23 protein-coding genes and 1 tRNA gene are annotated in these 24,309 nt (G+C 65.9%); 15 read left to right on the top strand and 9 right to left on the bottom strand.

Annotated elements, in window-relative coordinates; genetic code table 11:
- Window positions 1-10: 10 nt before the first annotated feature.
- The 8 genes from BCO18175_RS27290 to BCO18175_RS27255 all read left to right on the top strand — a co-directional run bounded on the left by BCO18175_RS27290 (window position 11) and on the right by BCO18175_RS27255 (window position 11,404).
- On the top strand, window positions 11-868 hold the full coding sequence (locus tag BCO18175_RS27290; RefSeq protein WP_122944022.1) for an ABC transporter permease: 858 nt from the start codon (window positions 11-13) through the stop codon (window positions 866-868).
- 88 nt (window positions 869-956) lie between these two features.
- Window positions 957-2,324, top strand: a complete 1,368-nt coding sequence (locus tag BCO18175_RS27285) for a sensor histidine kinase (protein WP_174985992.1) — start codon at window positions 957-959, stop codon at window positions 2,322-2,324.
- 13 nt (window positions 2,325-2,337) lie between these two features.
- Window positions 2,338-3,015 (top strand): response regulator, encoded by a 678-nt coding sequence (locus tag BCO18175_RS27280; RefSeq protein ID WP_174985695.1) that lies wholly within the window; start codon window positions 2,338-2,340, stop codon window positions 3,013-3,015.
- A gap of 281 nt (window positions 3,016-3,296) precedes the next feature.
- On the top strand, window positions 3,297-4,427 hold the full coding sequence (locus BCO18175_RS27275) for a porin (protein ID WP_174985693.1): 1,131 nt from the start codon (window positions 3,297-3,299) through the stop codon (window positions 4,425-4,427).
- A gap of 326 nt (window positions 4,428-4,753) precedes the next feature.
- Window positions 4,754-6,772, top strand: coding sequence for a site-specific DNA-methyltransferase (locus BCO18175_RS27270; protein WP_174917345.1), 2,019 nt, complete (start codon window positions 4,754-4,756; stop codon window positions 6,770-6,772).
- Complete coding sequence (locus BCO18175_RS27265) at window positions 6,772-9,783, top strand: type III restriction-modification system endonuclease (RefSeq protein WP_174985691.1); 3,012 nt, start codon at window positions 6,772-6,774, stop codon at window positions 9,781-9,783. The genes BCO18175_RS27270 and BCO18175_RS27265 overlap by 1 nt, the downstream gene beginning before the upstream one ends.
- A gap of 226 nt (window positions 9,784-10,009) precedes the next feature.
- The gene (locus tag BCO18175_RS27260) at window positions 10,010-11,170 is read left to right on the top strand and encodes a DUF4382 domain-containing protein (protein WP_254608179.1); all 1,161 of its coding nucleotides are present in this window, start codon (window positions 10,010-10,012) and stop codon (window positions 11,168-11,170) included.
- 72 nt (window positions 11,171-11,242) lie between these two features.
- Window positions 11,243-11,404, top strand: a complete 162-nt coding sequence (locus BCO18175_RS27255) for a hypothetical protein (protein ID WP_122944016.1) — start codon at window positions 11,243-11,245, stop codon at window positions 11,402-11,404.
- Window positions 11,405-11,494: 90 nt separating this feature from the next.
- Here the strand turns inward: BCO18175_RS27255 and BCO18175_RS27250 are convergent, their stop codons facing one another.
- The 5 genes from BCO18175_RS27250 to egtB all read right to left on the bottom strand — a co-directional run bounded on the left by BCO18175_RS27250 (window position 11,495) and on the right by egtB (window position 15,120).
- Window positions 11,495-11,836, bottom strand: coding sequence for a hypothetical protein (locus BCO18175_RS27250; protein WP_174985689.1), 342 nt, complete (start codon window positions 11,834-11,836; stop codon window positions 11,495-11,497).
- A gap of 167 nt (window positions 11,837-12,003) precedes the next feature.
- Complete coding sequence (locus BCO18175_RS27245) at window positions 12,004-12,258, bottom strand: hypothetical protein (RefSeq protein WP_174970750.1); 255 nt, start codon at window positions 12,256-12,258, stop codon at window positions 12,004-12,006.
- A gap of 37 nt (window positions 12,259-12,295) precedes the next feature.
- Window positions 12,296-12,598, bottom strand: a complete 303-nt coding sequence (locus BCO18175_RS27240) for a hypothetical protein (protein ID WP_089449610.1) — start codon at window positions 12,596-12,598, stop codon at window positions 12,296-12,298.
- Between the two features lie 301 nt (window positions 12,599-12,899).
- The gene (egtD, locus tag BCO18175_RS27235; RefSeq protein WP_174985687.1) at window positions 12,900-13,913 is read right to left on the bottom strand and encodes an L-histidine N(alpha)-methyltransferase; all 1,014 of its coding nucleotides are present in this window, start codon (window positions 13,911-13,913) and stop codon (window positions 12,900-12,902) included.
- Window positions 13,897-15,120 carry an ergothioneine biosynthesis protein EgtB gene (gene egtB, locus BCO18175_RS27230; RefSeq protein ID WP_174985685.1) on the bottom strand — a complete coding sequence of 408 codons (1,224 nt, stop codon included), beginning with the start codon at window positions 15,118-15,120 and terminating at the stop codon, window positions 13,897-13,899. Before egtB ends, egtD begins: the two co-directional genes overlap by 17 nt.
- 535 nt (window positions 15,121-15,655) lie before the next feature.
- Between egtB and BCO18175_RS27225 the strand changes: the two genes are divergently transcribed.
- Together BCO18175_RS27225 and BCO18175_RS27220 are read left to right on the top strand one after the other, a co-directional pair.
- On the top strand, window positions 15,656-16,132 hold the full coding sequence (locus BCO18175_RS27225) for a carboxymuconolactone decarboxylase family protein (RefSeq protein ID WP_174985683.1): 477 nt from the start codon (window positions 15,656-15,658) through the stop codon (window positions 16,130-16,132).
- The gene (locus BCO18175_RS27220) at window positions 16,132-17,013 is read left to right on the top strand and encodes a sigma-70 family RNA polymerase sigma factor (RefSeq protein WP_174985681.1); all 882 of its coding nucleotides are present in this window, start codon (window positions 16,132-16,134) and stop codon (window positions 17,011-17,013) included. Before BCO18175_RS27225 ends, BCO18175_RS27220 begins: the two co-directional genes overlap by 1 nt.
- A gap of 105 nt (window positions 17,014-17,118) precedes the next feature.
- On the opposite strand, the gene BCO18175_RS27215 is transcribed toward BCO18175_RS27220, so the two are convergent.
- Both BCO18175_RS27215 and BCO18175_RS27210 read right to left on the bottom strand, forming a co-directional pair.
- Window positions 17,119-17,634, bottom strand: a complete 516-nt coding sequence (locus BCO18175_RS27215; RefSeq protein ID WP_174985679.1) for a DUF2628 domain-containing protein — start codon at window positions 17,632-17,634, stop codon at window positions 17,119-17,121.
- Between the two features lie 308 nt (window positions 17,635-17,942).
- A tRNA-Val gene (locus BCO18175_RS27210) sits at window positions 17,943-18,019 on the bottom strand.
- Between the two features lie 479 nt (window positions 18,020-18,498).
- Between BCO18175_RS27210 and BCO18175_RS40665 the strand changes: the two genes are divergently transcribed.
- From BCO18175_RS40665 to BCO18175_RS27195, 3 genes are read left to right on the top strand one after another with little or no spacing between them, the layout of a single operon-like run.
- Window positions 18,499-18,867 carry a hypothetical protein gene (locus tag BCO18175_RS40665; protein ID WP_254608178.1) on the top strand — a complete coding sequence of 123 codons (369 nt, stop codon included), beginning with the start codon at window positions 18,499-18,501 and terminating at the stop codon, window positions 18,865-18,867.
- A 31-nt stretch (window positions 18,868-18,898) separates the two neighbouring features.
- Window positions 18,899-19,201 (top strand): hypothetical protein, encoded by a 303-nt coding sequence (locus BCO18175_RS27200; RefSeq protein ID WP_254608177.1) that lies wholly within the window; start codon window positions 18,899-18,901, stop codon window positions 19,199-19,201.
- A 10-nt stretch (window positions 19,202-19,211) separates the two neighbouring features.
- A complete protein-coding gene (locus BCO18175_RS27195; protein WP_174985677.1) occupies window positions 19,212-20,000 on the top strand; it encodes a hypothetical protein in 789 nt (262 codons plus the stop codon).
- Between the two features lie 848 nt (window positions 20,001-20,848).
- Here BCO18175_RS27195 and BCO18175_RS27190 read toward each other — a convergent pair.
- Window positions 20,849-21,607, bottom strand: a complete 759-nt coding sequence (locus tag BCO18175_RS27190) for an anti-sigma factor family protein (RefSeq protein WP_174970766.1) — start codon at window positions 21,605-21,607, stop codon at window positions 20,849-20,851.
- Entirely contained in the window at window positions 21,604-22,125 is a 522-nt protein-coding gene (locus tag BCO18175_RS27185) for a sigma-70 family RNA polymerase sigma factor (RefSeq protein WP_047851530.1), read from the bottom strand. The genes BCO18175_RS27190 and BCO18175_RS27185 overlap by 4 nt, the downstream gene beginning before the upstream one ends.
- Before the next feature lie 156 nt (window positions 22,126-22,281).
- Here BCO18175_RS27185 and BCO18175_RS27180 point away from each other — a divergent pair, with 156 nt between their 5' ends.
- Both BCO18175_RS27180 and BCO18175_RS27175 read left to right on the top strand, forming a co-directional pair.
- Window positions 22,282-23,376, top strand: a complete 1,095-nt coding sequence (locus BCO18175_RS27180; protein WP_174985675.1) for a catalase family peroxidase — start codon at window positions 22,282-22,284, stop codon at window positions 23,374-23,376.
- Window positions 23,376-23,906, top strand: a complete 531-nt coding sequence (locus tag BCO18175_RS27175) for a cytochrome b (protein WP_174985673.1) — start codon at window positions 23,376-23,378, stop codon at window positions 23,904-23,906. The genes BCO18175_RS27180 and BCO18175_RS27175 overlap by 1 nt, the downstream gene beginning before the upstream one ends.
- Window positions 23,907-24,309 lie beyond the last annotated feature (403 nt).

Raw genomic sequence — 24,309 nt, 5'->3', positions numbered from 1 at the left:
GGACAGGAGCATGACCGACATGACGCTTCCCCCCACCGCCATTCCGGCGACGACGCTCGAGGACGACGAGCGCGCCGCGCAACGCCGGCTGCGCCGCCGGCGCAACCTGATCGTCACGCTGCGGATCGCCGTACTCGTGATCGTACTGGGCGGGTGGGAACTCGCCGCACGCCTCAAGTGGATCGATCCCTTCTTCTTCTCGATGCCGTCGCTGATCTTCGAACAGATCCAGGACTGGTTCGTGAACGGCACATCGCAAGGCCCGCTGCTCACGCAGGTGTGGGTCACGCTCGAGGAAACCGGCATCGGCTTCGTGATCGGCTCGGTTGCCGGCGTGATCTGCGGGATCGTGCTCGGCCGCAACAAGCTGATGGCCGACGTGTTCGGCCTGTACATCCAGATCGCGAACTCGATTCCGCGCGTCGTGCTCGGCTCGATCTTCGTGATCGCACTGGGCCTCGGGATGGCGTCGAAGATCGCGCTGGCCGTCGTGATGGTGTTCTTCGTCGTGTTCGGCAACGCGTTCCAGGGCGTGCGCGAAGCCGACCGCTACCTGATCGCGAATGCGCAGATCCTGGGCGCGTCGCGCCGGCAGATCACCACGGCGGTCGTGATCCCGTCCGCGCTGAGCTGGATTCTCGCCAGCCTGCACGTGAGCTTCGGCTTCGCGCTGGTCGGCGCGGTCGTCGGCGAATTCCTGGGTTCCAAGCAGGGCATCGGTTTGCTAATCTCCACCGCCCAGGGCGCGTTCAACGCAAGCGGCGTGTTTGCGGCGATGATCGTGCTGGCCGTGGTCGCGCTGGCCGCCGACTATCTGCTGACGTGGCTCGAGAAGCGGCTGCTGAAGTGGCGCCCCGCGGCGTTCTGAACGCCGCAGACGGACGCCTGACATGACACCCCCGACCGCGCCGGCGCCCCCGGCGCGGTTCGGCATTTCGGAGAAGGAGCGCAACAGGATGGCGCACAGCCTGCGCGGGCGGCTGCTGTGGTGGCTGCTGCTGCCGCTCGCGGTGTTCATGCTGATCGCCGGCGCGATGTCGTACGACACCGCGCGGACCACGGCCGCGCTCGTGCAGGACAGCGCGCTCGTCGCGTCCGCGCGCACGATCGGCGAGGACATCGAGTGGCGCAACGGGCTGCCTGTCGCCGACGTGCCGCCGGCCGCGCTGGAGATCTTCGAATCGCCGTCGGGCGACTCGGTGTTCTACAAGGTGGTCGACGGACGCGAGCGCCTGCTCGCGGGCACGCCGGCGCTCGATGTGCCCGCGCGGCACGGCATCGAGCCGACGCTGTACGACACGTCGCTCGACGGCGTGCCGCTGCGCGCGGTGGCCTACGATCGCCAGCTGTACGACGAGGGGCACGTCGAGACGGTCACGGTGGTCGTCGCGAAGACAACGCGCTCGCATCGCGCGATGGTCGCCACGATCTGGCGGCCGCAGCTCGTGCGCCTGTCGCTGATGCTGATGCTCGCGATGGGGCTCGTGTACCTCGGCCTCACCTTCGAGATGCGCCCGCTGATGAAGCTGAAGGACGACGTGGCCGACCGCGGGCCGATGGAGCTGGAGCCGATCCGTCCCGAGCGGCTGCAGAACGAGCTGCGGCCGATCGTCGACGCGATCAACCAGTGCATCGCGCGGCTCAACACGCACACGACCACGCAGCGCCGCTTCATCGCGGATGCCGCGCACCAGTTGCGCACGCCGATCGCGGTGCTCGACACGCAGATCCAGTACGCGCAGCGGCGCGGGCACGACGATCCGGAGCTTGCATCGGTGCTCGACAGCATGCAGCGCAGCAGCCGCAAGATGGCCGACGTGACCGACAAGCTGCTGCTGCTCGCGCATGCGGAGGCGACACCGTCGACGCTGCTGACCCATCGCGTCGATCTCGCGGCCGTGGTGTCGAGCGTGCTGGAGGAAACGATCGTGCTTGCGCAGCGGCGCAATATCGACCTGGGCGCCGATCTCGGCGAGCGGCTCGACGTCGCGGGCAGCGACAGCCTGCTGACCGCGCTGGTGATGAACCTCGTCGACAACGCGGTGCGCTACACGCAGCCCGGCGGCTGCGTGACGGTGGCCGCCCGCCGCGACGGCGACGCGATCGTGCTCGACGTGGTCGACAACGGCCCGGGCATCCCGGCCGAAGCGCGGCCGCACGTATTCAAGCGGTTCTACCGCGTGTCGGCCGATACCGAGGGCTCGGGCCTGGGGCTCGCGATCGTCCGCGAGATCGCACAGGCGCACGGCGGCAGCGCGTCGCTCGCGCCGGGGCCCGGCAATCGCGGTATCGTTGTGACTGTACGGCTGCCCGCGTACGATTGAAGAGAACGCCGTCATGAAACTCCTGCTGGTCGAAGACAACGCCGAACTCGCGCACTGGATCGTGAACCTGCTGCGCGGCGAGGATTTCGCGGTCGACTCCGTCGGCGACGGCGAGCGCGCCGATACGGTGCTGAAGACCGAACGCTACGACGCCGTGCTGCTCGACATGCGCCTGCCCGGCATCAGCGGCAAGGAGGTGCTCGCGCGGCTGCGGCGCCGCAACGACAACGTGCCGGTGCTGATGCTGACCGCGCACGGCTCGGTCGACGACAAGGTCGACTGCTTCGGCGCGGGCGCCGACGACTACGTCGTGAAGCCGTTCGAATCGCGCGAGCTGGTCGCGCGGATTCGCGCGCTGATCCGCCGGCAGGCCGGCGTCGGCACGACGCAGCTCGTGTGCGGCGATCTCGTCTATGCATTCAGCACGCGCGAATTCCGCTGCGGCGAAACGGTGCTCACGCTGCGCCGCCGCGAGCACGCGATCCTCGAAACGCTGATGCTGCAGCAGAACAAGACGGTGTCGAAGACGCGGCTGATGGACAGCGTGTTCGCGCTCGACGACGAGCCGAGCGCCGACGCGATCGACATCTACATCCACCGGCTGCGCAAGCATCTCGCGGGCAGCACGGCCGAGATCATCACGCTGCGCGGGCTGGGTTACATCCTGCGCATGAAGAGTGCGCAGGACTGACACGCTCCTTTGCGAGCCCTGAATACCGATTCGTAGCACGAAACGGCATCGACGCATGCCGGCGCCCCCGGCTTGCCTGTTTCCACACGCCTGCCCGATCCGTGATTGTTGCGCGTTCGGTGTTTTCACCGATCCGATTCTTGCGTCCGGGAAAGCGTCGTGAAGGATTGCCCCCTCTACGATGCTATGCGTCGGCCCTCTCGCTGTGGCCGGCAAGAATCGGCATACATTACGTACTGCCAACGACCAGATTTCAATGCGGCAGCTCGGAGGAGACGATCTTGAAACGAAAAACCCTTGCCCTTTCCATCGCGGCGGCTGGCCTGTGCGCCGGCACCCAGGCGCATGCGCAATCGAGCGTGCAGCTCTACGGCCTGATGGACCTGAGCTTTCCGACCTACCGGACCCACGCCGATGCTAACGGCAATCACGTGATCGGCATGGGCAACGAAGGCGAGCCGTGGTTCAGCGGCAGCCGCTGGGGCCTGCGCGGCGCAGAAGACATCGGCGGCGGCACGAAGATCATCTTCCGCCTCGAAAGCGAATTCGTGGTCGCGAACGGCCAGATGGAAGACAGCGGCCAGATCTTCGACCGCGACGCGTGGGTCGGCGTCGAGGACGAGCGCTTCGGCAAGCTGACGGCCGGCTTCCAGAACACGATCGCGCGCGACGCGGCCGCGATCTACGGCGACCCGTACGGTTCCGCGAAGCTGTCGACCGAAGAAGGCGGCTGGACCAACTCGAACAACTTCAAGCAGATGATCTTCTACGCGGCCGGCCCGACCGGCACGCGCTACAACAACGGCATCGCGTGGAAGAAGCTGTTCAACAACGGCATCTTCGCGAGCGCCGGCTACCAGTTCAGCAACTCGACCGCGTTCGCGACCGGCTCCGCGTACCAGGTCGCGCTCGGCTACAACGGCGGGCCGTTCAACGTGTCGGGCTTCTACAACCACGTGAACAACGGCGGCTTCACGAACCAGACGTTCTCGGTCGGCGGCAACTACACGTTCAGCATCGTGCGCCTGAATGCCGGCTACTTCCGCTACAACGGCGACCAGGGCTCGCTCGGCCAGCGCCACGACGATTCGTGGACGGTGTCGATGAAGATCGCCCCGAAGGGCGCGCTCGACTACGAGCTCGGCTACCAGCAGATGCGTGTCAAGAACGCCGCGAACAACTCGGACGGCTTCGTCCCGAACGCCAACCTCGGCGCGTTCAGCCTGACCAACGGCGTCAGCAACGGCTTCAAGGAAACGATCTACGGGTCGGTGTTCTATCACCTGAGCAAGCGCACCGAGGTTTACCTCGCCGGCGACTACATGAAGCTGCACGGCGGCTACACGGTGTCGTCGACGTTCGGCGCGAAGAACCAGCTCGAACTGACGTCGGGCATCCGCACGCGTTTCTGACCTGAAACGGGGCCCGACGGGCCCCGCCGCACCCTCCGTCCGGGATTCTCCATGCGGGCACGCCGGCGCTTGGCGCCGACCGTGCCCTTTTTTTCGTCCTTTCCCGAGCGCGTCCGGGGGCGCCCGCCGGCCGGTCGTGCGACAACCGGCCCGAAGCCGCTTGCGGCCCGTCCGGCGGGCGATCGCGGCCGATGCCCGCACGATCGGCCCACATCGGCGCTTGACCTCGGCCGGTCGACTCGATAGCGTTTCGGGTTTGCCCGGGCGGCCATTGCCGCCGGTGCCGCGAGCGCGCCCGACGTCCTGGCGCGCGCGGCCGGGCTCCGATGGAAAAGACGATGCAGAAACTCGATGCGGCCAGCCCGCAGGCGATGTCGACGGATTTCACCGCCGACAACGTCGCGCGCCTGAAGGCGCTGTTCCCCGAACTCGTGACCGAAGGCCCCGGCGGCGCGTCGGTCGACGTCGACGTGCTGAAGGCGCTGATCGGCGAACGCACGGTCGGCGACGCCGACGAGCGCTACGGCTTCCACTGGCATGGCAAGCGCAGCGCGCGCCAGGCCGCGCTCACGCCGTCGACGGGCACGCTGCGGCCCTGCCCCGACGACAGCGTCGCGTGGGACGACACGCGCCATCTCGTGATCGAGGGCGACAACCTCGACGTGATGAAGCTGCTGCACAAGAGCTACGCGGGCAAGGTGAAGCTCGTCTACATCGACCCGCCGTACAACACCGGCAGCGATTTCGTCTATCCGGACGACTTCAGCGACAGCATCCGCCACTACCTGGCGATGACCGGGCAGACCCAGGGCGGCGTGAAGCGCAGCACCAACACCGAGGCGAACGGCCGGTTCCACACCGACTGGCTGAACATGATGTATCCGCGCCTGAAGCTCGCGCACGCGCTGCTGTCCGACGAAGGGCTGATCGCCGTGCACATCGACGAGCATGAAGTGCACGCGCTGGTGCTGATGCTGCGCGAGATCTTCGGCGAGGAGAACGAGCTCGGCGTCGCCGTGTGGGACAAGCGCAACCCGAAGGGCGACGCACGCGGCGTCGCGTACCAGCACGAATCGCTGGTGCTGTTCGCGCGCAACGCCGAGACGCTGCTCGAACAGGCGCCGCTCAAGCGCCCGAAGCGCAACGCGCAGCGCATGCTCGACGCCGCGCACGACGCCGTGTACCGCAGCGGCAACGCAAAGGATGCGCAGAAGGCGTACCGCGCGTGGATGAAGGCGCAGACCAACCTGTCCGGCGGCGAGGTGATGTACGACCGGCTGTCGGAAGAAGGCCGCGTCTACCGCCTCGTGTCGATGGCCTGGCCGAACAAGAAGAAGGCGCCGGAAGAGTATTTCACGCCGCTGATCCACCCGGTCACCGGCAAGCCGTGCGCGATGCCGGCGCGCGGCTGGCGCAATCCGCCCGCGACGATGCAGGCGCTGATCGAGCGCGGCCAGATCGAATTCGGCGCGGATGAAAGCACGCAGCCGCAGCGGATCTACTACCTCGACGAGAACATGTACGAGAACGTGCCGTCGGTGCTGCCGTTCGCCGGCTCCGACGACGCGCTGCTGAAGACGCTCGGCATCCCGTTCGATCTGCCGAAGCCGGTCGATTTCGCGGCGGCCGTGATCGGCTGGTGCACGCGCGGCGACGACATCGTGCTCGACTGCTTCGCCGGCTCCGGCTCGACCGGCCACGCGGTGATGCAGGTGAATGCGACCGACGGCGGCGCGCGCCGCTACGTGCTCGTGCAGTTGCCCGAAGCGCTCGACCGCCGCGACAAGACGCAGCAGAGCGCGGCCGACTTCTGCACGAAGCTCAAGAAGCCGCTGACGCTCGCCGAAATCACGAAGGAGCGCCTGCGCCGCGCCGCGCAGCAGGTCGCGCGCGACTACCCGGAAAGCTATGGCGACCTCGGCTTCCGCGTGTACCGGCTCGACACGACCAACGTGATCGAGTGGGATCCGCGCCGCGACGACTTCGACCACGCTCTCTTCGCGTCCGTCGAGCACGTGAAGACCGGCCGCACCGAGGACGACCTGCTCGCCGAGCTGACGCTCAAGCTCGGCCTCGACCTGTGCACGCCGGTCGAGCATCACCAGGTGGCGGGCAAGACCGTGCACCTGATCGGCCGCTCGATCGTCGCGTGCTTCGATGCGCGCATCGCGCGCGATGACGCGGGGCCACTGGCCGACGGCATCGTCGACCTGCTCGATGCGACCGGCACGACGCGCGACGTCACGTGCCTGTTCCGCGACAGCGGCTTCGTCGACGACGTCGCGAAGCTCAATCTCGCCGCGCTGCTCGAACAGCACGGCGTGAAGCGCGTGCGGAGCCTGTGATGCGGCTGCATTTCGAAGCGGATCTCGACTACCAGCGCGAGGCGATCGACGCCGTCTGCGACCTGTTTCGCGGCCAGGAATCGTATCGCGGCGACTTCAGCGTGCTCGCGAACGCCGCGCCCGGCACGACGGCCGCCGCGCAAGGCTCGCTCGGCTTCGCGGTGTCGGAACAGGGCGTCGGCAACCGGCTGTCGCTGACCGATGACGCGCTCGCGCGCAATCTCGCCGACGTGCAGCTGCGCGGCGGGCTGCCGCCGTCCGGCCTGCCCGGCTCGCGCGACTTCACCGTCGAGATGGAAACCGGCACCGGCAAGACCTACGTGTACCTGCGCACGATCTTCGAGCTGAACCGCCGCTACGGCTTCACGAAGTTCGTGATCGTCGTGCCGTCGATCGCGATCAAGGAGGGTGTGCACAAGACGCTCGCGATCACCGAGGATCACTTCCGCGCGCTGTATGCGGGCGTGCCGTACGACTACTTCCTGTACGACTCCGCGAAGCTCGGCCAGGTGCGCCACTTCGCGGCGAGCGCGGCGATCCAGATCATGGTGATGACGGTTGCCGCGATCAACAAGAAGGAAATCAACAATCTCTACAAGGACAGCGAGAAGACCGGCGGCGAGAAGCCGATCGACCTGATCCGCGCGACGCGGCCGATCGTGATCGTCGACGAGCCGCAGAGCGTCGACGGCGGGCTCGAAGGCCGTGGCCGCGAAGCGCTTTCCGCGATGGCGCCGCTCTGCACGCTGCGCTATTCGGCCACGCACGTCGACCGTCACCACATGGTGTACCGGCTCGATGCAGTCGATGCGTACGAGCGCAAGCTGGTCAAGCAGATCGAGATCGCGTCGGCGATCGTCGAGGATGCGCACAACAAGCCGTACGTGCGGCTCGTGGGCGTGTCGAACCGGCGCGGCGCGATCAGCGCGCGCGTCGAGCTCGACGTCGCGACGACGGCCGGCGTGAAACGCCAGATCGTGTCGGCCACCGACGGCGACGATCTCGAACGCCTGACCAAGCGCGCGCTGTACGCGGGACTGCGGATCGGTGAAGTCCATGCGGTGAAGGGTGCCGAATACGTCGAGCTGCGCCATCCGGAAGGCGAGGCGTTCCTGTCGCTCGGCGAGGCGTTCGGCGACATCGACACGCTAGCCGTGCAGCGCGAGATGATCCGCCGCACGATCCGCGAGCATCTGGACAAGGAACTGCGCCTGGCCGAACGCGGCGTGAAGGTGCTGTCGCTGTTCTTCGTCGATTCGGTCGAGCGCTATCGCCGCTACGACGAGAACGGGATGCCCGCGAAGGGCGACTACGCGCTGATCTTCGAAGAGGAATATGCGCGTGCGGCGCGCGTGCCGGCCTACCGTGCGCTGTTCGACGGCGTCGACGTCGCGCTCGAAGTCGGGCGCGCGCACAACGGCTACTTCTCGATCGACCGCAAGGGCGGCTGGACCGACACGAGCGAAAGCAGCGCCGCGGCCCGCGAGAACGCGGAACGCGCGTACGGCCTCATCATGCGCGAGAAGGAAGCGCTGCTGTCGTTCGACACGCCGCTGAAGTTCATCTTCTCGCACTCCGCGCTGAAGGAAGGCTGGGACAACCCGAACGTGTTCCAGATCTGCACGCTGCGCGACATCCAGACCGAACGCGAGCGCCGCCAGACGCTCGGCCGCGGGCTGCGCCTCGCCGTCGACCAGGACGGCGAACGCGTACGCGATGCGGGCGTGAACACGCTCACCGTGATCGCGACCGAGCGCTACGAGTCGTTCGCGGAGAACCTGCAGAAGGAAATCGAGGCCGATACGGGCATCCGTTTCGGGATTGTCGAGGAACACCAGTTCGCGGCGCTGCCCGTGCAGGAAGGCGACGGGCCCGCGCACGCGCTCGGCGTCGAGCTGTCGCGCGTGCTGTGGAACCACCTGCACGAGCAAGGCTACGTCGACGCGCAGGGCAAGGTGCTCGACCGGCTGAAGGATGCGCTGCGCCAGAGCGCGCTGGTGCTGCCGGATGCATTCGAGATGCTGCGCGCGCCGATCGTCGCGACGCTGCGCAAGCTGTCGGGCCGCTTTGCCGTGCGCAACGCGGACGAGCGCCGCGCGATCGCGCTGCGGCGCGATGCGTCGGGCAAGGCCGTCGTGTTCGGCGAGGATTTCCGCGCGTTGTGGGACCGCATCCGCCATCGCACCGTGTACCGCGTCGAGTTCGACAACGCGAAGCTCGTGCGCGACTGCGCGGCCGCGCTGCACGGCGCGCCGGACATCGCGCGCGCACGGCTGCAGTGGCGCAAGGCCGAGATCGATATCGGCAAGGCCGGCATCGAGGCGATCGAGGTGGCGGGCGCCGGCACGGTGCTGCTCGACGAAGGCGAGCTGCCGCTGCCCGACCTGCTCACCGAGCTGCAGGACCGCACGCAGCTCACGCGCCGTTCGCTGGCGACGATCCTGGCCGACAGCGGCCGGCTCGAGGATTTCCGCGTGAATCCGCAGCAGTTCATCGCGGTCGCGGCCGATGCGATCAACCGCTGCAAGCGCCACGCGCTCGTCGCGGGCATCGCGTACCGCAAGCTCGGCGAGCGCCATGTGCATGCGCTCGAATCGTTCGAGAGCGAGGCGCTGACCGGCTACCTGCGCAACCTGCGGCCCGATGCGCAGAAGTCGATCCACGAGGCGGTCGTGTGCGAGACGGACGCGGAACGCGCGTTCGCCGATGCGCTCGAGGCGCATGACGGCGTGAAGCTGTACGCGAAGCTGCCCGCGTGGTTCCGCGTGCAGACGCCGCTCGGCAGCTATCACCCGGACTGGGCCGTGCTCGCGGAACAGGACGGCGGCGAGCGGCTGTACTTCGTCGTCGATACGCCGAATGCGGACGGCAACGTGCCGAGCGAGCACGAGCGTGCGAAGCTCGCGTGCGGTGAGGCGCATTTCCGGGCGCTGGTGGACGGCGACGGCGCGCAGTTCATGCGTACGCGCCAGGTCGACGCGCTGTTCGAGCGCGCGGGCGCGACTCGCTGATCCGCTGACCGGCGAACGGCCACGTGCCGTTCGCCCGACCACTTTTTCGCGGCGCACAACGTCCCTCATGTGCGCCGCGCACCTCTTTCATTTCCCGTACATCGGGTCGATGCCCGGCTCGGCCGGACTCGGCGCGTTACGGTTCGTTGCAAATTCCACATACTGGGCCGAGCGGCCGACACTATGCTCCGGGCACCCACATAAGAAATTCGAAGGAGGGGTCTCCGTGAATACGCTGTTCAAGGCATTCGCCTGTGTGTCCGTCGCCTCGTTCGTCCTCGCCGGTTGCGGCGGCGGCGGCGACGGTGGTTCCAGCCCGCAAACCGGCACGCTGCACGTCGCGATGACCGACGCGCCATCGTGCGGCTTCGACCATGTCTTCGTCACCGTGTCGCAGGTTCGCGTGAACGCCAGTTCGAACGCCGGCGACAACGACGCGGGCTGGTCCACGATCACGCTCGCGACGCCGCAGAAGATCGACCTGCTGTCGCTGACCAACGGCGCGCTCGCCGATCTCGGCCAGACCGCGCTTCCGGCCGGCCAGTACCAGCAAGTCCGCCTCGTGCTCGCGCAGAACCAGGGCAACACGCTCGCGAATTCGGTCGTGCCGACCGGCGGCGCCGAGCAGGCGCTCGCGACGCCGAGCGCGACGCAAAGCGGCTACAAGATCATCACGCCGTTCACGGTCCAGCCGAACACGCTCGTCGATCTCGTGCTCGACTTCAACGCGTGCAAGTCGATCGTGCAGCGCGGCAACGGCGCCTATGCGCTGAAGCCCGTCGTCACGGCCACGCCGACCGTCGTCAGCGGCGAGATCTCGGGCTATGTCGCGCCGGCGCAGGCCGGCGCAACCGTCTACGCCGAACAGGGCGGCAAGATCGTGCGCGGCACGATCGCCAACGGCTCCGGCAAGTTCGTGCTGTCGCCGCTGATCCAGAGCTCGACGCAGGGCAACTACGACGTCGTGATCGTGCAGAACAACGTCGCGTCGGGGATCGTGCGCTCGGTGCCGGTGGTCGTGAACACCGACACGGCCGTGTCGACGTCGGGCACGCCGATCGCACTGCCCGCATCGACGATGAATACGGTCGGCGGGACGGTCACGGCAAGCGCGAACGCAACGGTACGCGCGCAGCAGACGATCGACGCGAACCCGTATGAGATCGCATCGGTCAACGCGAACCTCGATACCGGTGCGTATGCGCTGTCGCTGCCGGCCGCCGCGCCGGTCGTCGGCACCTGGTCGGGCGCGCTGCCGGTCGCGATGGCGGCCGTGCCGACGGCTGCGGGGCAGTACACGATCGAGGCGGATGCCGCATCGGGCGCGACGCAGTCGACGAACGTCAATGCGACGACGAACCCGGTCAACGTCAATTTCAGCTTCTGACGCGCATCGCGCGCGTCTTGTCGGCCTGACCGGAAAGGGCTGCACGGCCCTTTCCCCTATCTGGAGAACGAAGTGAAAAAAAGGATGATGACGCTGCTGACGGCGGCGGGTGTATTGGGGATGTTGGGCGGGTGTGCGGTCTACGTACCGGGCGAACCTGTCATGGTCGCGCCGCAAGGCGGCCCCGGCAACGGTTTCTGTCCGCCCGGGCAGGCGAAGAAAGGCAACTGCTGAGGCGCGATCGCGCCGTCGGATGGTCGAAGGGCTGGGCTCCCGTATCGCACGGGGGCCCAGCCCTTTTTCATATGCGAGCGATGCGTGGCGTTACTGCTTGCGCGTGAGCATCGCGTGATGCGTGTGCGTGTGCGTGCTGCGGTGCGCGGTGTGCGCATGCATGTGGCCGGGCTGGACGCCGGCGCGGTCGGCGATCGTGTCGGAGCGGTCGGCCGCGCGCGCCAGGCCCTTGTCGCGATCGCCCGACTTGAAGCCGTTCGAACTGGACATCGCCGCGCCGCTCATGTGGCCGCCGGACATGCCGCCCGCATTGCCGCCGGCGCCGCCCGCACCGTGGCCGCCGCCGTTACCGCCGGCTGCCGCGTAGGCCGAAGCCGCGCCGAACGCGAGGAGTGCCGTCACGAGGACGGACAGATAGCGTCGTTGTTTCATCTTGAACTCCGAGTCGTGTAGATGATCCGGATTGTAGAAAGGTGCCGACCGGCCAACGCGCGACGTTGTAATAAATCGTAACTATGAGCAGTTTTTGCATTGATCAGATCAATGCGGAGGCTGAAAGTGGTGAGGGCAGCGACCGCCGGCCACCGCCCTGCCGCTGCTTACTGCGCCGGCTGCATGCCCTGCGCGGCGGCCTTGTGCTGCGCGGCCTGCTCCTGCGCCTGCTTCTTCGCCATGTGATGGCCGACGATACAGCCGCCGACCGCACCGACGACCGCATGGTGGCCCGCATAGTGGCCGGCAACACCGCCGACCACCGCGCCCTTCATGCAGCCCGCCGCGTGCGCGCTGCCGATGGTGGCAAGCGCAACGATGGCGGCGGTGGCGCACAGCCTGATGTGTCGAATGGGCATCATGTTTTCAATCTCCTCTTGTTGTGATCAATCGAACCGCTTAATCCCAGCGGCCGCCGCGCCAGCCGCCGCGATCGTGCCACTCGTGCTCGCGCCATTCACGGCGGCGCCACTCGTGTTCGCGCCATTCGCGCTGACGCCAGCCGTCGCCGCGCCAACCGTCATCGCGATAGCCGACCGGCGCGTACATGACGGGCGGCGGCGGTGCCACGTAGACGGGCGCCGGTGCCGCATACGCGGGTACACCGATGCCGACCGACAGGTCGACGTGGGCCGATGCGACGCCCGAAGCTGCCAGCGCCGCTACACCGAGAACTGCACCGAGAATGAGTTTCTTGTTCATCTCGCGACTCCCTGCACGTGTCGTGCGTCATGTGAATACGGTTCGGAGTCTAGGCACCGGACACAGACACAGGTGAAACGGGTATGCGAGACAGGTAACGGACGTTTACAGCCGTCCGTAAAGCCTTGCGGAACAAGGAAGAGGCGGCATTCTACGCACCGTTGCAGAGGTGCATCGGGCCGGCAAAAAAGGCGGTTCGGCACGAAACCGGGCGATCGGAGCGCGCCGGCATGTACGGGAACTGGAATGCGCCGAAAGCGAACCGCCCGCACCGTAAGCGAGCGGTTCGCAAGCGCGGGCATCACGCGCGGATATCGTCGACGCTGCGCAGCCAGTACACGCTGAACAGGTTGTCCGCGTCGGTCCACACTGTATCGGGCGCGAATCCTGCGCGGCGCGCGATCGCATGGAAGCCGTCGATCGTGAACTTGTGCGAGTTCTCCGTGTGGATGCGCTCGCCGGCATCGAAGCGGAACGCGTGGCCACGCACGTGCACGGTCTGCGCGATGTCGCTGACGAGATGCATCTCGATGCGCTGCCGCGCGCGGTCGTAGAACGCGCAATGCGAGAACGCGTCGAGGTCGAAATCCGCGCCGAGCTCGGCGTTCGCGCGCACCAGCAGGTTCAGGTTGAACTGCGCGGTCACGCCCTGCGCATCGTTGTACGCGTCGTGCAGCGTACGCTCGTCCTTCACGAGATCCGCGCCGACCAGCAAGCCGCCGCCACGCAGCAGCCGCGCCGCATCGCGCAGGAACGCATCGGCCTCTTCCGGCGAGAAGTTGCCGATCGTCGAACCGGGAAAGAAGCCGATGCGCCGCGCCGGTGTCGCGGTCAGCTCGGCCAGTTGCTCTGCCTTCGTGTAGTCGGCCGCGATCGGCGCGACGTCGAGCCACGGATACGCGGCACGCAGCCGCGCGGCAGCGTCGTGCAGATAGTCGGCCGAGATATCGACCGGCACGTAGCGCGCCGGCGCGTTCGCATAGTTGCCCGCGAACGCGTCGAGCAGCACGCGGATCTTCTCGAGCGAGCCCGCACCGAATTCGACGAGTTCCGCATGCGGGCCGACGCGCCGCACGATCTCGGCCGCGCGATCGCGCAGGATGCCGAGCTCGGTGCGGGTCGGGTAATACTCGGGCAACTCGCAGATGCGATCGAACAGCGCGGAGCCGGCCGCATCGTAGAAGTATTTCGGCGGAATGCTGCGCGGCGTGCGCGACAGCCCGTCGATCAGGTCGCGCTCGAACGCGCTCGGCCGCGAATCGCGGGCGGGTTGCTGGCCACCGCTCGTGGCCGTCTGGTCAGACGTCTCGCGCAAGTCGCACTCCCGTGAATTGCCAGCGCGCGGCCGGCGGAAAGAAATTGCGGTACGTCGGCCGTTCGTGCCCGGGCGGCGTCGCGACGCTGCTGCCGCGCAGGACCTGCTGGCCGACCATGAACTTGCCGTTGTATTCGGCAGCCACACCCGCAAGCGGCCGAAAGCCCGGATACGGCTCGTAGGACGAGCGTGTCCATTGCCACACGTGCCCGAGCATCTGCCGGATGCCTTCGGCGCCGAACGCGGCTTCCCATTCGAATTCGGTCGGCAGACGCGCGCCGGCCCATTCCGCGTACGCGGCCGCTTCGTAGAAGCTCACGTGGCACACCGGCGCATCGGGTGCGAGCGGTTCGACGCCGTGCAGGCCGAACGTGCGCCGTACGCGCGTGGCGGCCGCATCGTCGTCGTCGGGCATCCAGTACGCGGGCCCTTGCCACCCTTCCCGCTGCACCGTGGCCCAGCCGTCCGACAGCCAGAACTCGGGGCGTGTATAGCCGCCGTCGGCGACGAACGCCGCGAATTCCGCATTCGTCACCAGGCGGTTCGCGATCTCGTACGGCCGCACGAGCGCCGTATGGCGCGGCCGTTCGTTGTCGAACGAGAACGCATCGCCGTCGTGGCCGATCTCGACGAGCCCGCCCGGCTGGTGCAGCCAGTGCTGCGCGCCGGCGTCACCCGCGGCCATCGCGCCCGCGTCCGTCCCGTTGCGCGGCCGAAACGCCGGCTTCAGCGGGTTGCACGAGAACGCGTGCAGCATGTCGGTGACGATCAGCTCCTGGTGCTGCTGCTCGTGATGCAGGCCGAGCACGATCTCGGGCGCGATCGTATCGAGCAGCGCCGCATCGGCGCCGGCCAGCGCGCGCAGCATCGCGTCGTCGACGTATTGCCGGTACGCATGCACCTCGTCGAGCGACGGGCGCGTGAGCAGCCCGCGTTGCGGCCGCGGATGGCGCGGGCCGAGCGCTTCGTAATAGGAATTGAAGAGGAACTGGAAGGCGGCGTCGAACGGCGCGTAGCCGGGCACGCGGCGCATCAGCACGACGGTTTCGAAGAACCAGGTCGTATGCGCGAGGTGCCACTTCGTCGGACTGGCGTCGGGCATCGACTGCACGGCCTGGTCTTCGGCGGACAGCGTCGCGGTCAATGCGACGCTATGGGCGCGCACGTCCTGGTAACGGCGCTGAAGCTGTGATGCATGGAGGCTCATCGGTTTACCGTCCACGTCGCGATTCGCTGCGTTGCGTTGCCGGAAAAGGGAAAGCCTTGCGCGTGATGCGCGCGGCTGACGTGCGACCTGCTGCTGCGTCGTCGGGCAGCCGGCGCGCGCGCCGGGCCGCGAATGCGGCGTCACTTCATCTGCCCGTGCAGAACAGTATGGTCCAGAAATGTGAATGCTGCTGATCGAGATACGGACGAAACGGCAGATAAATGTAAATGAAAGCAACCGATCACCTGCCAATTGCTGACATCAGCGCGGATAGAGGTTCGTGCGGAGATGCACGCCGCGGACGCTCACGCGGCCTTGATCGTCACCATGACTGAACGGGGAATCGTCTGACCAGCACGGGCGCACGAAGCATGCTCGCCGCGTTTTTGCGTTCGACGAGCACCCTGCCCGCCTTGGCCCGGCGGCCTTCCGCGCCGATCCGCTCGCCGGCTTCGAAAAAAATTTCGCGTCGATGTCACACACGCGGGGGGCTCGCTCGTCATATCACCGGAACCCACACGAAAGGAGAAGGACCATGACTGCGAAACTCAATCCGTTTGCCGCCGCACCCGCCCTGATGAAGAACTGGATGACCGTCTCGGTCGCCGTCGCGCAGAGCCTCGAGCCGACGCTGATCGAGCTGGTGAAGATCCGCGCATCGCAGATCAACGCGTGCGCGAACTGCATTAACATGCACACGGCCGAGGCACGCGAGCAAGGTGAGACCGAGCAGCGCATCTACCTGCTGTCCGCATGGCGCGAAGCGCCCTGCTACACCGACCGCGAACGCGCGGCGCTCGGCTGGACCGAGGCACTCACGCAGCTGTCGGAGGGTCACGCGGCGCACGAAGCAGCCTACGCGGCGCTGAACGACCACTTCAGCCAGGAGGAACAGGTGAAACTCACGCTGATGATCAACGTGATCAACGGCTGGAACCGGCTCGCGGTCGGCTTCGGGCTGTGGATCGAGCCGGCCGACGCGAAGGCCGCCGCCGCGAAGATGGTGGCCTGATGTCGAACCTCGACCCGGCCAACGGCAGCGCTGAAGAACGGGCCGACGCGGCCGCGAGTTTCGACCCGCTGCGCCGCACGCTGATCCGCGTCGCGTACCGGATGCTCGGCTCCGTCGCGGATGCCGAGGACATGGTGCAGGAGGCGTTCATCCGCTGGATGGACGTCGACCGCACCGAGGTGCGCGTACCCGAGGCGTTCCTGCGCCGCATGGTGATGCGCATGTGCCTCGACCAGCTGAAGTCCGCGCGGCACCAGCGCGAGACCTATATCGGCCCGTGGCTGCCCGAGCCGGTCGTCGAGGAAGATGAACAGGAAGACGTCACGCTGCCGCTGATGCTTGCACTCGAACGGCTCTCGCCGCTCGAACGCGCGGCGTTCCTGCTTCACGACGTATTCGGCCTCGAGTTCGACGAAGTGGCCACGACGATCCAGCGCGACCCGGCCGCGTGCCGGCAGCTCGCCGCGCGGGCCCGCACGCATGTGCGCGAGGCACGGCCGCGCTTCCATGTCGAGAAACAGCGCGGGATCGAACTGGCGGAAGCGTTTTTCGCAGCGTCACGCAGCGGCGACATGCGCGCGCTTGGCGCAATGCTCGCCGAGGACGTGAGCCTGCATGCGGACGGCGGCGGCAAGCGTTCGGCCGCGGGCACGCCGGTGTTCGGCTTCGAGCGCGTGATGAAGGTGCACGAGTACCTGGCCGGGCTGTTCGCCACGCATGCGTCGAAGCTCGTGCGTGCGGGGTTCATCAACGGGCTGCCGGGTTTCGTCACGCAGGAAGCGGACGGCGAGCTGCAGACCACCGCGCTCGAGATCGAGGACGGCAAGATCGTCGCGATCTATGTCGTGCGGAATCCTGACAAGTTGAAGCATCTGCATTGACGACGATGGAACGCGCGTCGGGTGCGGTGCGCATGCACGGTGGCGATGCGCCCTATTCTTCGTCCCGTTGCCCGCTTTGCCGGCCGCCGGCGCCCGTTCTCGCGATCAGTACTTCCCGACCACGACGGTGTGAACCAGGATCATCAGCATGCCGAGCAACGGCGTCGCGATAGCGAAACCGGTCGCCGCGAGCCAGTTCGTGCCGCCCTGCGCCTCCAGCAGCGCGAGAAACGATTCGCGAGACGTCGCGTTCGGGCGCAGCTTTTCGATCTGGCGTTCGATGTGCGTCTTGTAGAGGCTGTTCCCGCACCAGCCGAGCGCGACAGCGATCCCGACGGTGACCGGGTCGAACGTGGTCGATTCGAAGTATTTGGGGAAAAACAGCACCTCGACCATCGTGACCGCGAGCGTCGCGCCAAGGACGGCTGCCGCCTGCCAGTACATGCATCGATACGCCATCCACACCGGGCCCAGGAAACAGGCCGCCCAGTTCCAGGTCTGCCGGTTCTTTCGCGACGCGGCGATTTCCCACTTCCTCTCGAACCATGCGGCTTTCTTGCCGACGTAGGCGGCGATTTCGTCGTTGCTCGTGGATGATGTGGCGGTCGTGACGTCGGACATGATCGTGTTCTCTCGGTCGCGCGGATCGCGCGTTGTTGTTTTGATGCGTTGGAGATCGGGCGACGGTCGGAACAGCCGCTTCGATGCGCACACGATTCTACGCGCGGCGCAGTGCCCGTTGTATGGCTGATCGAGGTGTCGGTGAGGAAGGATGCGATGCCGTGGATCGCGCAACACATCGGGGCGACATGCGTTGTTTCGGACTGAAAAAGAAAAACGCCACGCGATGTTGCCGCGTGGCGTTTGTATGTTGGCGAGCCGCATTGCCTGTAGGCGATGTGTGCTGCCAGACCCCTTCATTTGTTCGTTGGTAGGCTCGATTGGATTCGAACCAACGACCCCCACCATGTCAAGGTGGTGCTCTAACCAACTGAGCTACGAGCCTAAGAAGCCGCGAATTATAGAGAGGGTTTTTGAGGAGCACAAGCCCCTTCGTGAAAATTTTTTGAATCGGGGTGCGCGGCGGTCGACGATCGATGTTGCCTGGCGATGCCGGGAACGTTGGCTTCACCTGTTCGCATCACAGCAAAACGCGTCGATGTGCTGTGATGTTATCCACATTGCCCTCTGGATAACCATCCGGCAAGCCTCTGGATTCACAGTGGAACGATTGAGGATATGTCGGCGCGGCTGTGAATCGACGAAAAGTTGTTCTGTGCTTCCCGAAGCTGTTCACGTGGCTCACCCAAGGTTATGCATTCCGCTTCCTGTCGAGAATTCATGGGGTTAGGGACGTTATCCACTGTGAGGCACAGGGTTTGTTAACTATCACTACGTATGTATACGAACTCTGTTAACACCTTTGGATAAGCACAGTCCGTCGACTGTGATCCGGGCAGGATATGCACTGCGTGCAGTGATTGGATGAACGAAGCGGAAGGCTGTGAAGCGCTCGAGCGATCCGTGAGCCGTCATGTCTGTAGAATCGCCGGCATCCAGGATACGAGGGCCTGGCGCACAGGCTCGCGACTCATGACCGATTCATCGTTGACCCGGCTCGACGCACTCGATATCGATGCCGTCGTACACCGGATGCAGCAGCATCCCCGCGACATCGTGTTCGAGCAGCGCGTGTCGATACCGGAAGCCGAGGTTCTGTGTTGCCGCTACAAAGGCGAGCGATTCAACGTGAAGTTCGATCTCGACTACGGGGTGTTTGTCGATCGCGTCGGGAAGCTGTCCGACGAGGACATCGCGGAGATCGTTAGATGGCTCACGAAAGAAGCAGAGTGATGACAGAGGACGAAACCGGACGAGGGGATCAGTGAAGGTACCCGTCGACGAGATACTGGTGACGGATATTGCCGGCCACGTTGCGGTTGTCGTAACTGACGTGGCGGCTGTCGCGGATGTACTGATGCGCCTCGGGTTTGCACAGCAAGGCGATCGTTGGGAGCGCACGATCATGATCGACGTGCTCTCGTTGCCGCGCTTGTCGACCTGGACGCGTTATTTTCCGCTGGCCGTGACTGGAGCCCTCAAGCGCTCGTCGAGTATTACCGGGAAATTGGCGTCATTCGAAAGGATTACCGTTCGATCGCATGGCGCGGGCCGGCGCAATACGTGATCGAGCGGCATTGAAGCGACGATCGATCGATGTTTTCCACATACGTGGCGATGCCGAAGAAAATGCAGTGCGAGGGCCGGTAATGGGACCGATCGTTTGCCATCGGCATGGGTTCGACGTTGTCAGAGTGACGTCGAAGGGCGTCCATGCACGCGTTCGGACGCGCGGCCAGTTCGCGCCCGGCGAGCTGCTCAAGGTCTCGCTCGACCGGCCGAAGTACAGCCGCGAAATGTGGGTGCTACGTACCGAGTTCGACGAACTCGATGTCGAAGCGTCGTTTATCGGGAACGTCGCCCATGTCACGGCATTCCCGAAAATCGCGGCGCTCGAGCGTTTGCGCGCGTATGGCTGTTCGACGTGTGTCGACGAGTTGTTGGTGCGATCCGGCGAAACGCCGCGTGAGCCGACATCGGAGGCGCAGGCGTTCGACACGTCCGTCGTCGCGGCGGATGCCAAATGGCCGCACGGCTTCGCGCGTTGCGAGCTTCATGGGTTGATCATGCCGACGCGCACGTCGCCGGATATCGAAGCAGCGAATCTGTCTATCGACGTGATCCGCGATTGCCATGTCGTACAGGTGACGGACCGCACGAAGAAGCACGAACCGAAGTACTGGTTCAGCGAAGCGTTTCTGCGCAAGGTGCTCGGGGCCGATGTCTCGATCGACGGGTCGACGTTCAGGCTCGATGACGAGCAGACGTTCGACAAGCTGTGGAATGCGGGCGAACGGGTTTGTCGAAGCTGTCTGCGCGAAACGTTGAGGCGCAGCGGTCTAGGTGACGATGCCACACCGGCGTAAACCAACGTCTATCTGACCGAGTGACTTCGGCGGTGGCGAAGGTGCTCGGCTTCGTGTGTGGATAACCGGGGTGCAAAACGACTCGGCGCGCTGTGCATCCGGTTGGTGAGCGTGCGTCGGAATTGCCAGCTGGGCGCGGATCCAGGCGATATCGGAGAGTGACGAGCGAATCCGGGCGCATGAGCTTGCGACCGAACGGAAGGTCGCTGGTGCCACGACGTGGCCACATGCGCAACGGACATCGCGTTTCGTGCGGCCTTGGTCAGGCTCGACATGGTCGCATGTGGACAACCCGCACGCCAACCAGTCGAATCTCTGTGCATTGAATCGGTGAGCACCTAGCACTCGATCACACGAATCAGCCTGAGTGCCTTGCCTGGCGGGGCTTTGCCGGGCTATGGCAGATGACGCGAATAATTTTTGCACGATCCGTCGTGCTTGAATGCCGTGTGGATATCGAGAATCCAACGTACTCGAAAGCCTGTGCACCCAGCGGGTGAGGGTAATCGAATTCGGTGCAGGTGTTCGCGGTACGTCACCGGGTGTGGATATCGCAGCCCCAAACAACCCGAAACGCTGTGCCCAACAAAAGTGAGCGTGCCGACCAATGACCGCATGCAGCATCGTCATGATCGATGTGGACATCCTGTTTCGCAGCAACTCGAAACCCTGTGTGTTTAACGGGTGAGGGTGCAGGAGGAGTCCCAGTGTGGACAACAGACCTGGAAAGTCACTCGAAACGCTGTGCATTCAAGCGGTGAACGTGAGCACGCCCAAGCCGGCGAAGCCGCACCATTCGGACCTCTGGCGGCCACCAGGGACCGCCAGCGCGGCGCGCATCGTACCACTCACGTCTGCTGATCGAGCGCCTGCGCGATTGCTTTTTCCCCGAGGCTCCCGGCCGGCCCGACCACCGCGTAGTTGAGCCCGTTCACCGACCCATACCGCGCCAGCAGCGCGCCATCCACGCGTTGCCCGGCCGGCAGCAGCCGATGTGTCGCTTCCGGCGACCGGAGATAGAAGCTCAGCGTTCGCCCGGCATCGTCTTCATAGAGCACCATCGCGGCCGTGCCCCCATGGTCCGTCGTGAACAACCGTCCGCCTACGGGCCTGAACCCCGCCGCGCTCAAATCCGGCAGCTTCGCCGATGCGCTGACGCGCCTGGTGAGCCATCCCTGCAAATCTCCCGCACCCGTCGGCCGGTAATCCACCTTCGCCGTCTGATCGACCACCATCATCCGGTAAGCCTCGACCGCATCGCTCATCGGCGCGATCGGCGGCGGCGCGTTCCACCCGCGCGCCTGCCATCCGCCGAACGTCCCCAGCCCGACGCAGAACACGAACGAAGCCGCCATCGCGAACCGCATCCGCGTGCGCTCCACGCGCCGTCCCCGAATCGCCGCCGGATCGAGCGCGGGATTATCCGCCGGCATCCGCACGCTCTCGAGCGCGGCCCGCAACCGCTGCGCATCCTGCTGCCATTGCCTGACCTGTTCCGCGCGCTCCGGATGCAGCGCGAGATAGCGCTCGACCGCGGCGCGCGCTTCATCGTCGAGCTGGCCGTCGACGTAGGCCTGAAGGTCGTGTTCGTTCGGAGGGGTGTTCATTTCTTCATCAATCGCAAGGAAGGAGCGGGAAGCTCGCCGTCGCTGAGCTGGCGCAGCGCCTGGCGCGCGCGGGAGAGCCGCGACATCACGGTGCCGATCGGAATGTCGAGCAGGTCGGCGACTTCCTGATACGTGAAGCCCTCGACCGCGACGAGCAGCAGCAGGCTGCGCTGTTCGTCGGACAGCCGGCCGAATGCTTCGAGCGTTGCGCGCGCCGCGAATTCGCGTTCGGCGGACGGCCAGTGCGCTTCGTCGTCATCGCGGATACGCCCAAGCAGCCACGCGTAGCGCTTCGCGCTGCGTTTGCCGTCAAGAAACTGCCGGTACAGGATCGTGAAGAGCCAGCTGCGCAGCGACGCGTCGTCGCGGCGGCTCGACCAGCGCGACAGCGCGCGCTCGAGCGTCGACTGGACGAGATCGTCGGCCGCGTGGACGTCGCGCGCGAGCCAGAGCGCGAAGCGTCGCAGCCTGGGGATGAGTTCGCGTAGTGCTTCGTCGTCGAGGGCGGTGGAGGGCATGGCCGGGCCGGTTGCCGAATGGGTCGAGATGTCGCGTAAGACGCCGGTCGGCGCCGCTTATTCCACCAGCATAGGAAAAATTTTTTCGTGGAATAAAGCGGCGCGGGTGGCGTCCTACGCGGGTTCGACAATGACCTGACGGTCGGGAGCATATATATGGAGCGATCTTCTTCCTCTTCTTCGCCGCAGCGCGAGCCCGGGCGCGGGTGGTGGCGCTGGGCCGCGATCGGCGGCGCGGTGGCCGGCGTGGCCGTGGCGTTCGGGTATGCCGGCGGGTGGTTCGCGCCGGCGCGTCTGACCCCGCACCGGATCGTCGATGCGTTACAGACGGCCGGCGGCGGCATTCACCCTGGCTTCCGGCGCAATCACGCGAAGGGCGTGTGCGTGACCGGTTACTTCGAAGGCAACGGTGCCGCGAGCGCGTATTCGGTCGCGCCGTTCTTCAAGGCGGTGCGCACGCCGGTGGTCGGGCGGTTCGCGTTGCCGGGCGGGAATCCGTATGCGCCAGACAGCAGCGTGCCGATCCGCAGCCTCGCGCTGAAGCTCACCGCGCCCGATGGCGAGCAATGGCGAACCGGGATGAATGCGATGCCGGTGTTTCCGGTGGCGACGCCGCAGGCGTTCTACGCGCAATTGCTGGCGACCCGGGCCGATCCGAAGACAGGCAAGCCCGATCCTGCGAAGGTGAAGGCGTTTTTCGGCGCGCACCCGGAGACGGCCGCGTTCCGCGATTGGATAAAAGGTGCGAAGCCGAGCGCGAGCTACGTCACCGAAAGCTATTACGGATTGAACGCGTTCTACTTCGTCGACGCGGCGGGTAAGCGCCAGGCGGTGCGGTGGCGCGTCGTGCCGGAGCAGACGGCCGGCGCCGGGAACGTCGCGACGGCCGCGGACCCGAACGTGCTGCAGCAGGACGTGACGCAGCGCATCGCGGCCGGTCCGCAGAAGTGGAAGCTGCTGGTCACGCTGGCGGAGCCCGGCGATCCGGTGGACGACGCGACGAAGGTCTGGCCCGCGCAGCGCACGACGATCGATGCGGGCACGCTCGTGCTCGACCGCGTGGAGGCGCAGGACAGCGGGCCGTGCCGAGATGTGAATTACGACCCGACGGTGCTGCCGCAGGGGATTCAGGCGTCAGGGGATCCGTTGCTGGCGGCGCGGTCGGCTGCTTATGCGGATTCGTATCTGCGCAGGACGAGTGAAGAGGCCGGGGTGGCAGGCGTGGCGCGATTGAGTGGGGAGGGACGGTGATGAAGGCTTCGACGACGTTTGGTTTGCCGGCGAGGGTGCTGCACTGGGTGATGGCCGCGATGATCATCACGATGTTGTTCATCGGGGTGGGGATGGTGGCGTCCGTTTCTGAGCGGCATGCGCTTCTGGTGGCGATTCACAAGCCTCTGGGTATTGCCGTGCTCGTGCTGGTTTGCGTGCGGATCGTGGTGCGGATCCTGTCGAAACCGCCGGCGTTGCCCGAGGATCTGCCGTGGTGGCAGAAGGTTGCCGCGCACGGGTCGCATCTCGTGCTGTATGCGCTGATGCTCGCGATGCCCCTGATCGGGTGGGCGATGCTGTCGGCGGGCGGGTATCCGGTGACGCTGGGCGACGGTGTGCAGCTGCCGGCGATCGTGGCGGCTGATCCGGTGACGTTCGCGTGGCTCCGGGTCGCGCACCGGGTGCTGGCGTATCTGTTCTTCGCGACGTTCCTCGCGCACTTTGCTGCCGCGCTGTATCACGGGCTGATTCGGCGGGACGGCGTGGTGAGGGCGATGGTGGGCCGGTGAGCGACGGAGGGTTGCGTTCGATGCGGCGGGGGCTGTTCACGGGCGACCGAGACTGCTTCTGCCGCGTCGCTTATATATGAACAATGGAGAGGCTCAGCGTCCCCCGGCACTGCATGTCAAAATAATTTCACAAAAGGGGTTGCGGAGTTGGGGGCGGGTGCTTAGAATCACGCCTCTTTCGCGCTAACGGAAACGCAGCGCGGGAAGAAAAAGGGAAGCGGTGCTGTTGATGTCGGTTTTAATGACTTCAGCGCACACGAAATTAAACCGCAGTCGTCGCAACGAAGTAGTTAAAAAAGTTGTTGACGAGTTTGAAAAAACGGTTGATAATCTCGCTTCTCTGCTGCTGAAAACGCAGCGCTGCTGAGAAACACGAAGTTCCTCGCAGAATGCTCTTTAAAAA

The sequence above is a fragment of the Burkholderia lata genome (assembly GCF_902499335.1).
Classification (GTDB): Bacteria; Pseudomonadota; Gammaproteobacteria; order Burkholderiales; family Burkholderiaceae; genus Burkholderia; species Burkholderia lata_B.
The sequence above is the reverse complement of the archived record's forward strand: the minus strand, read 5'-3'. Positions and strand labels throughout refer to the sequence as shown.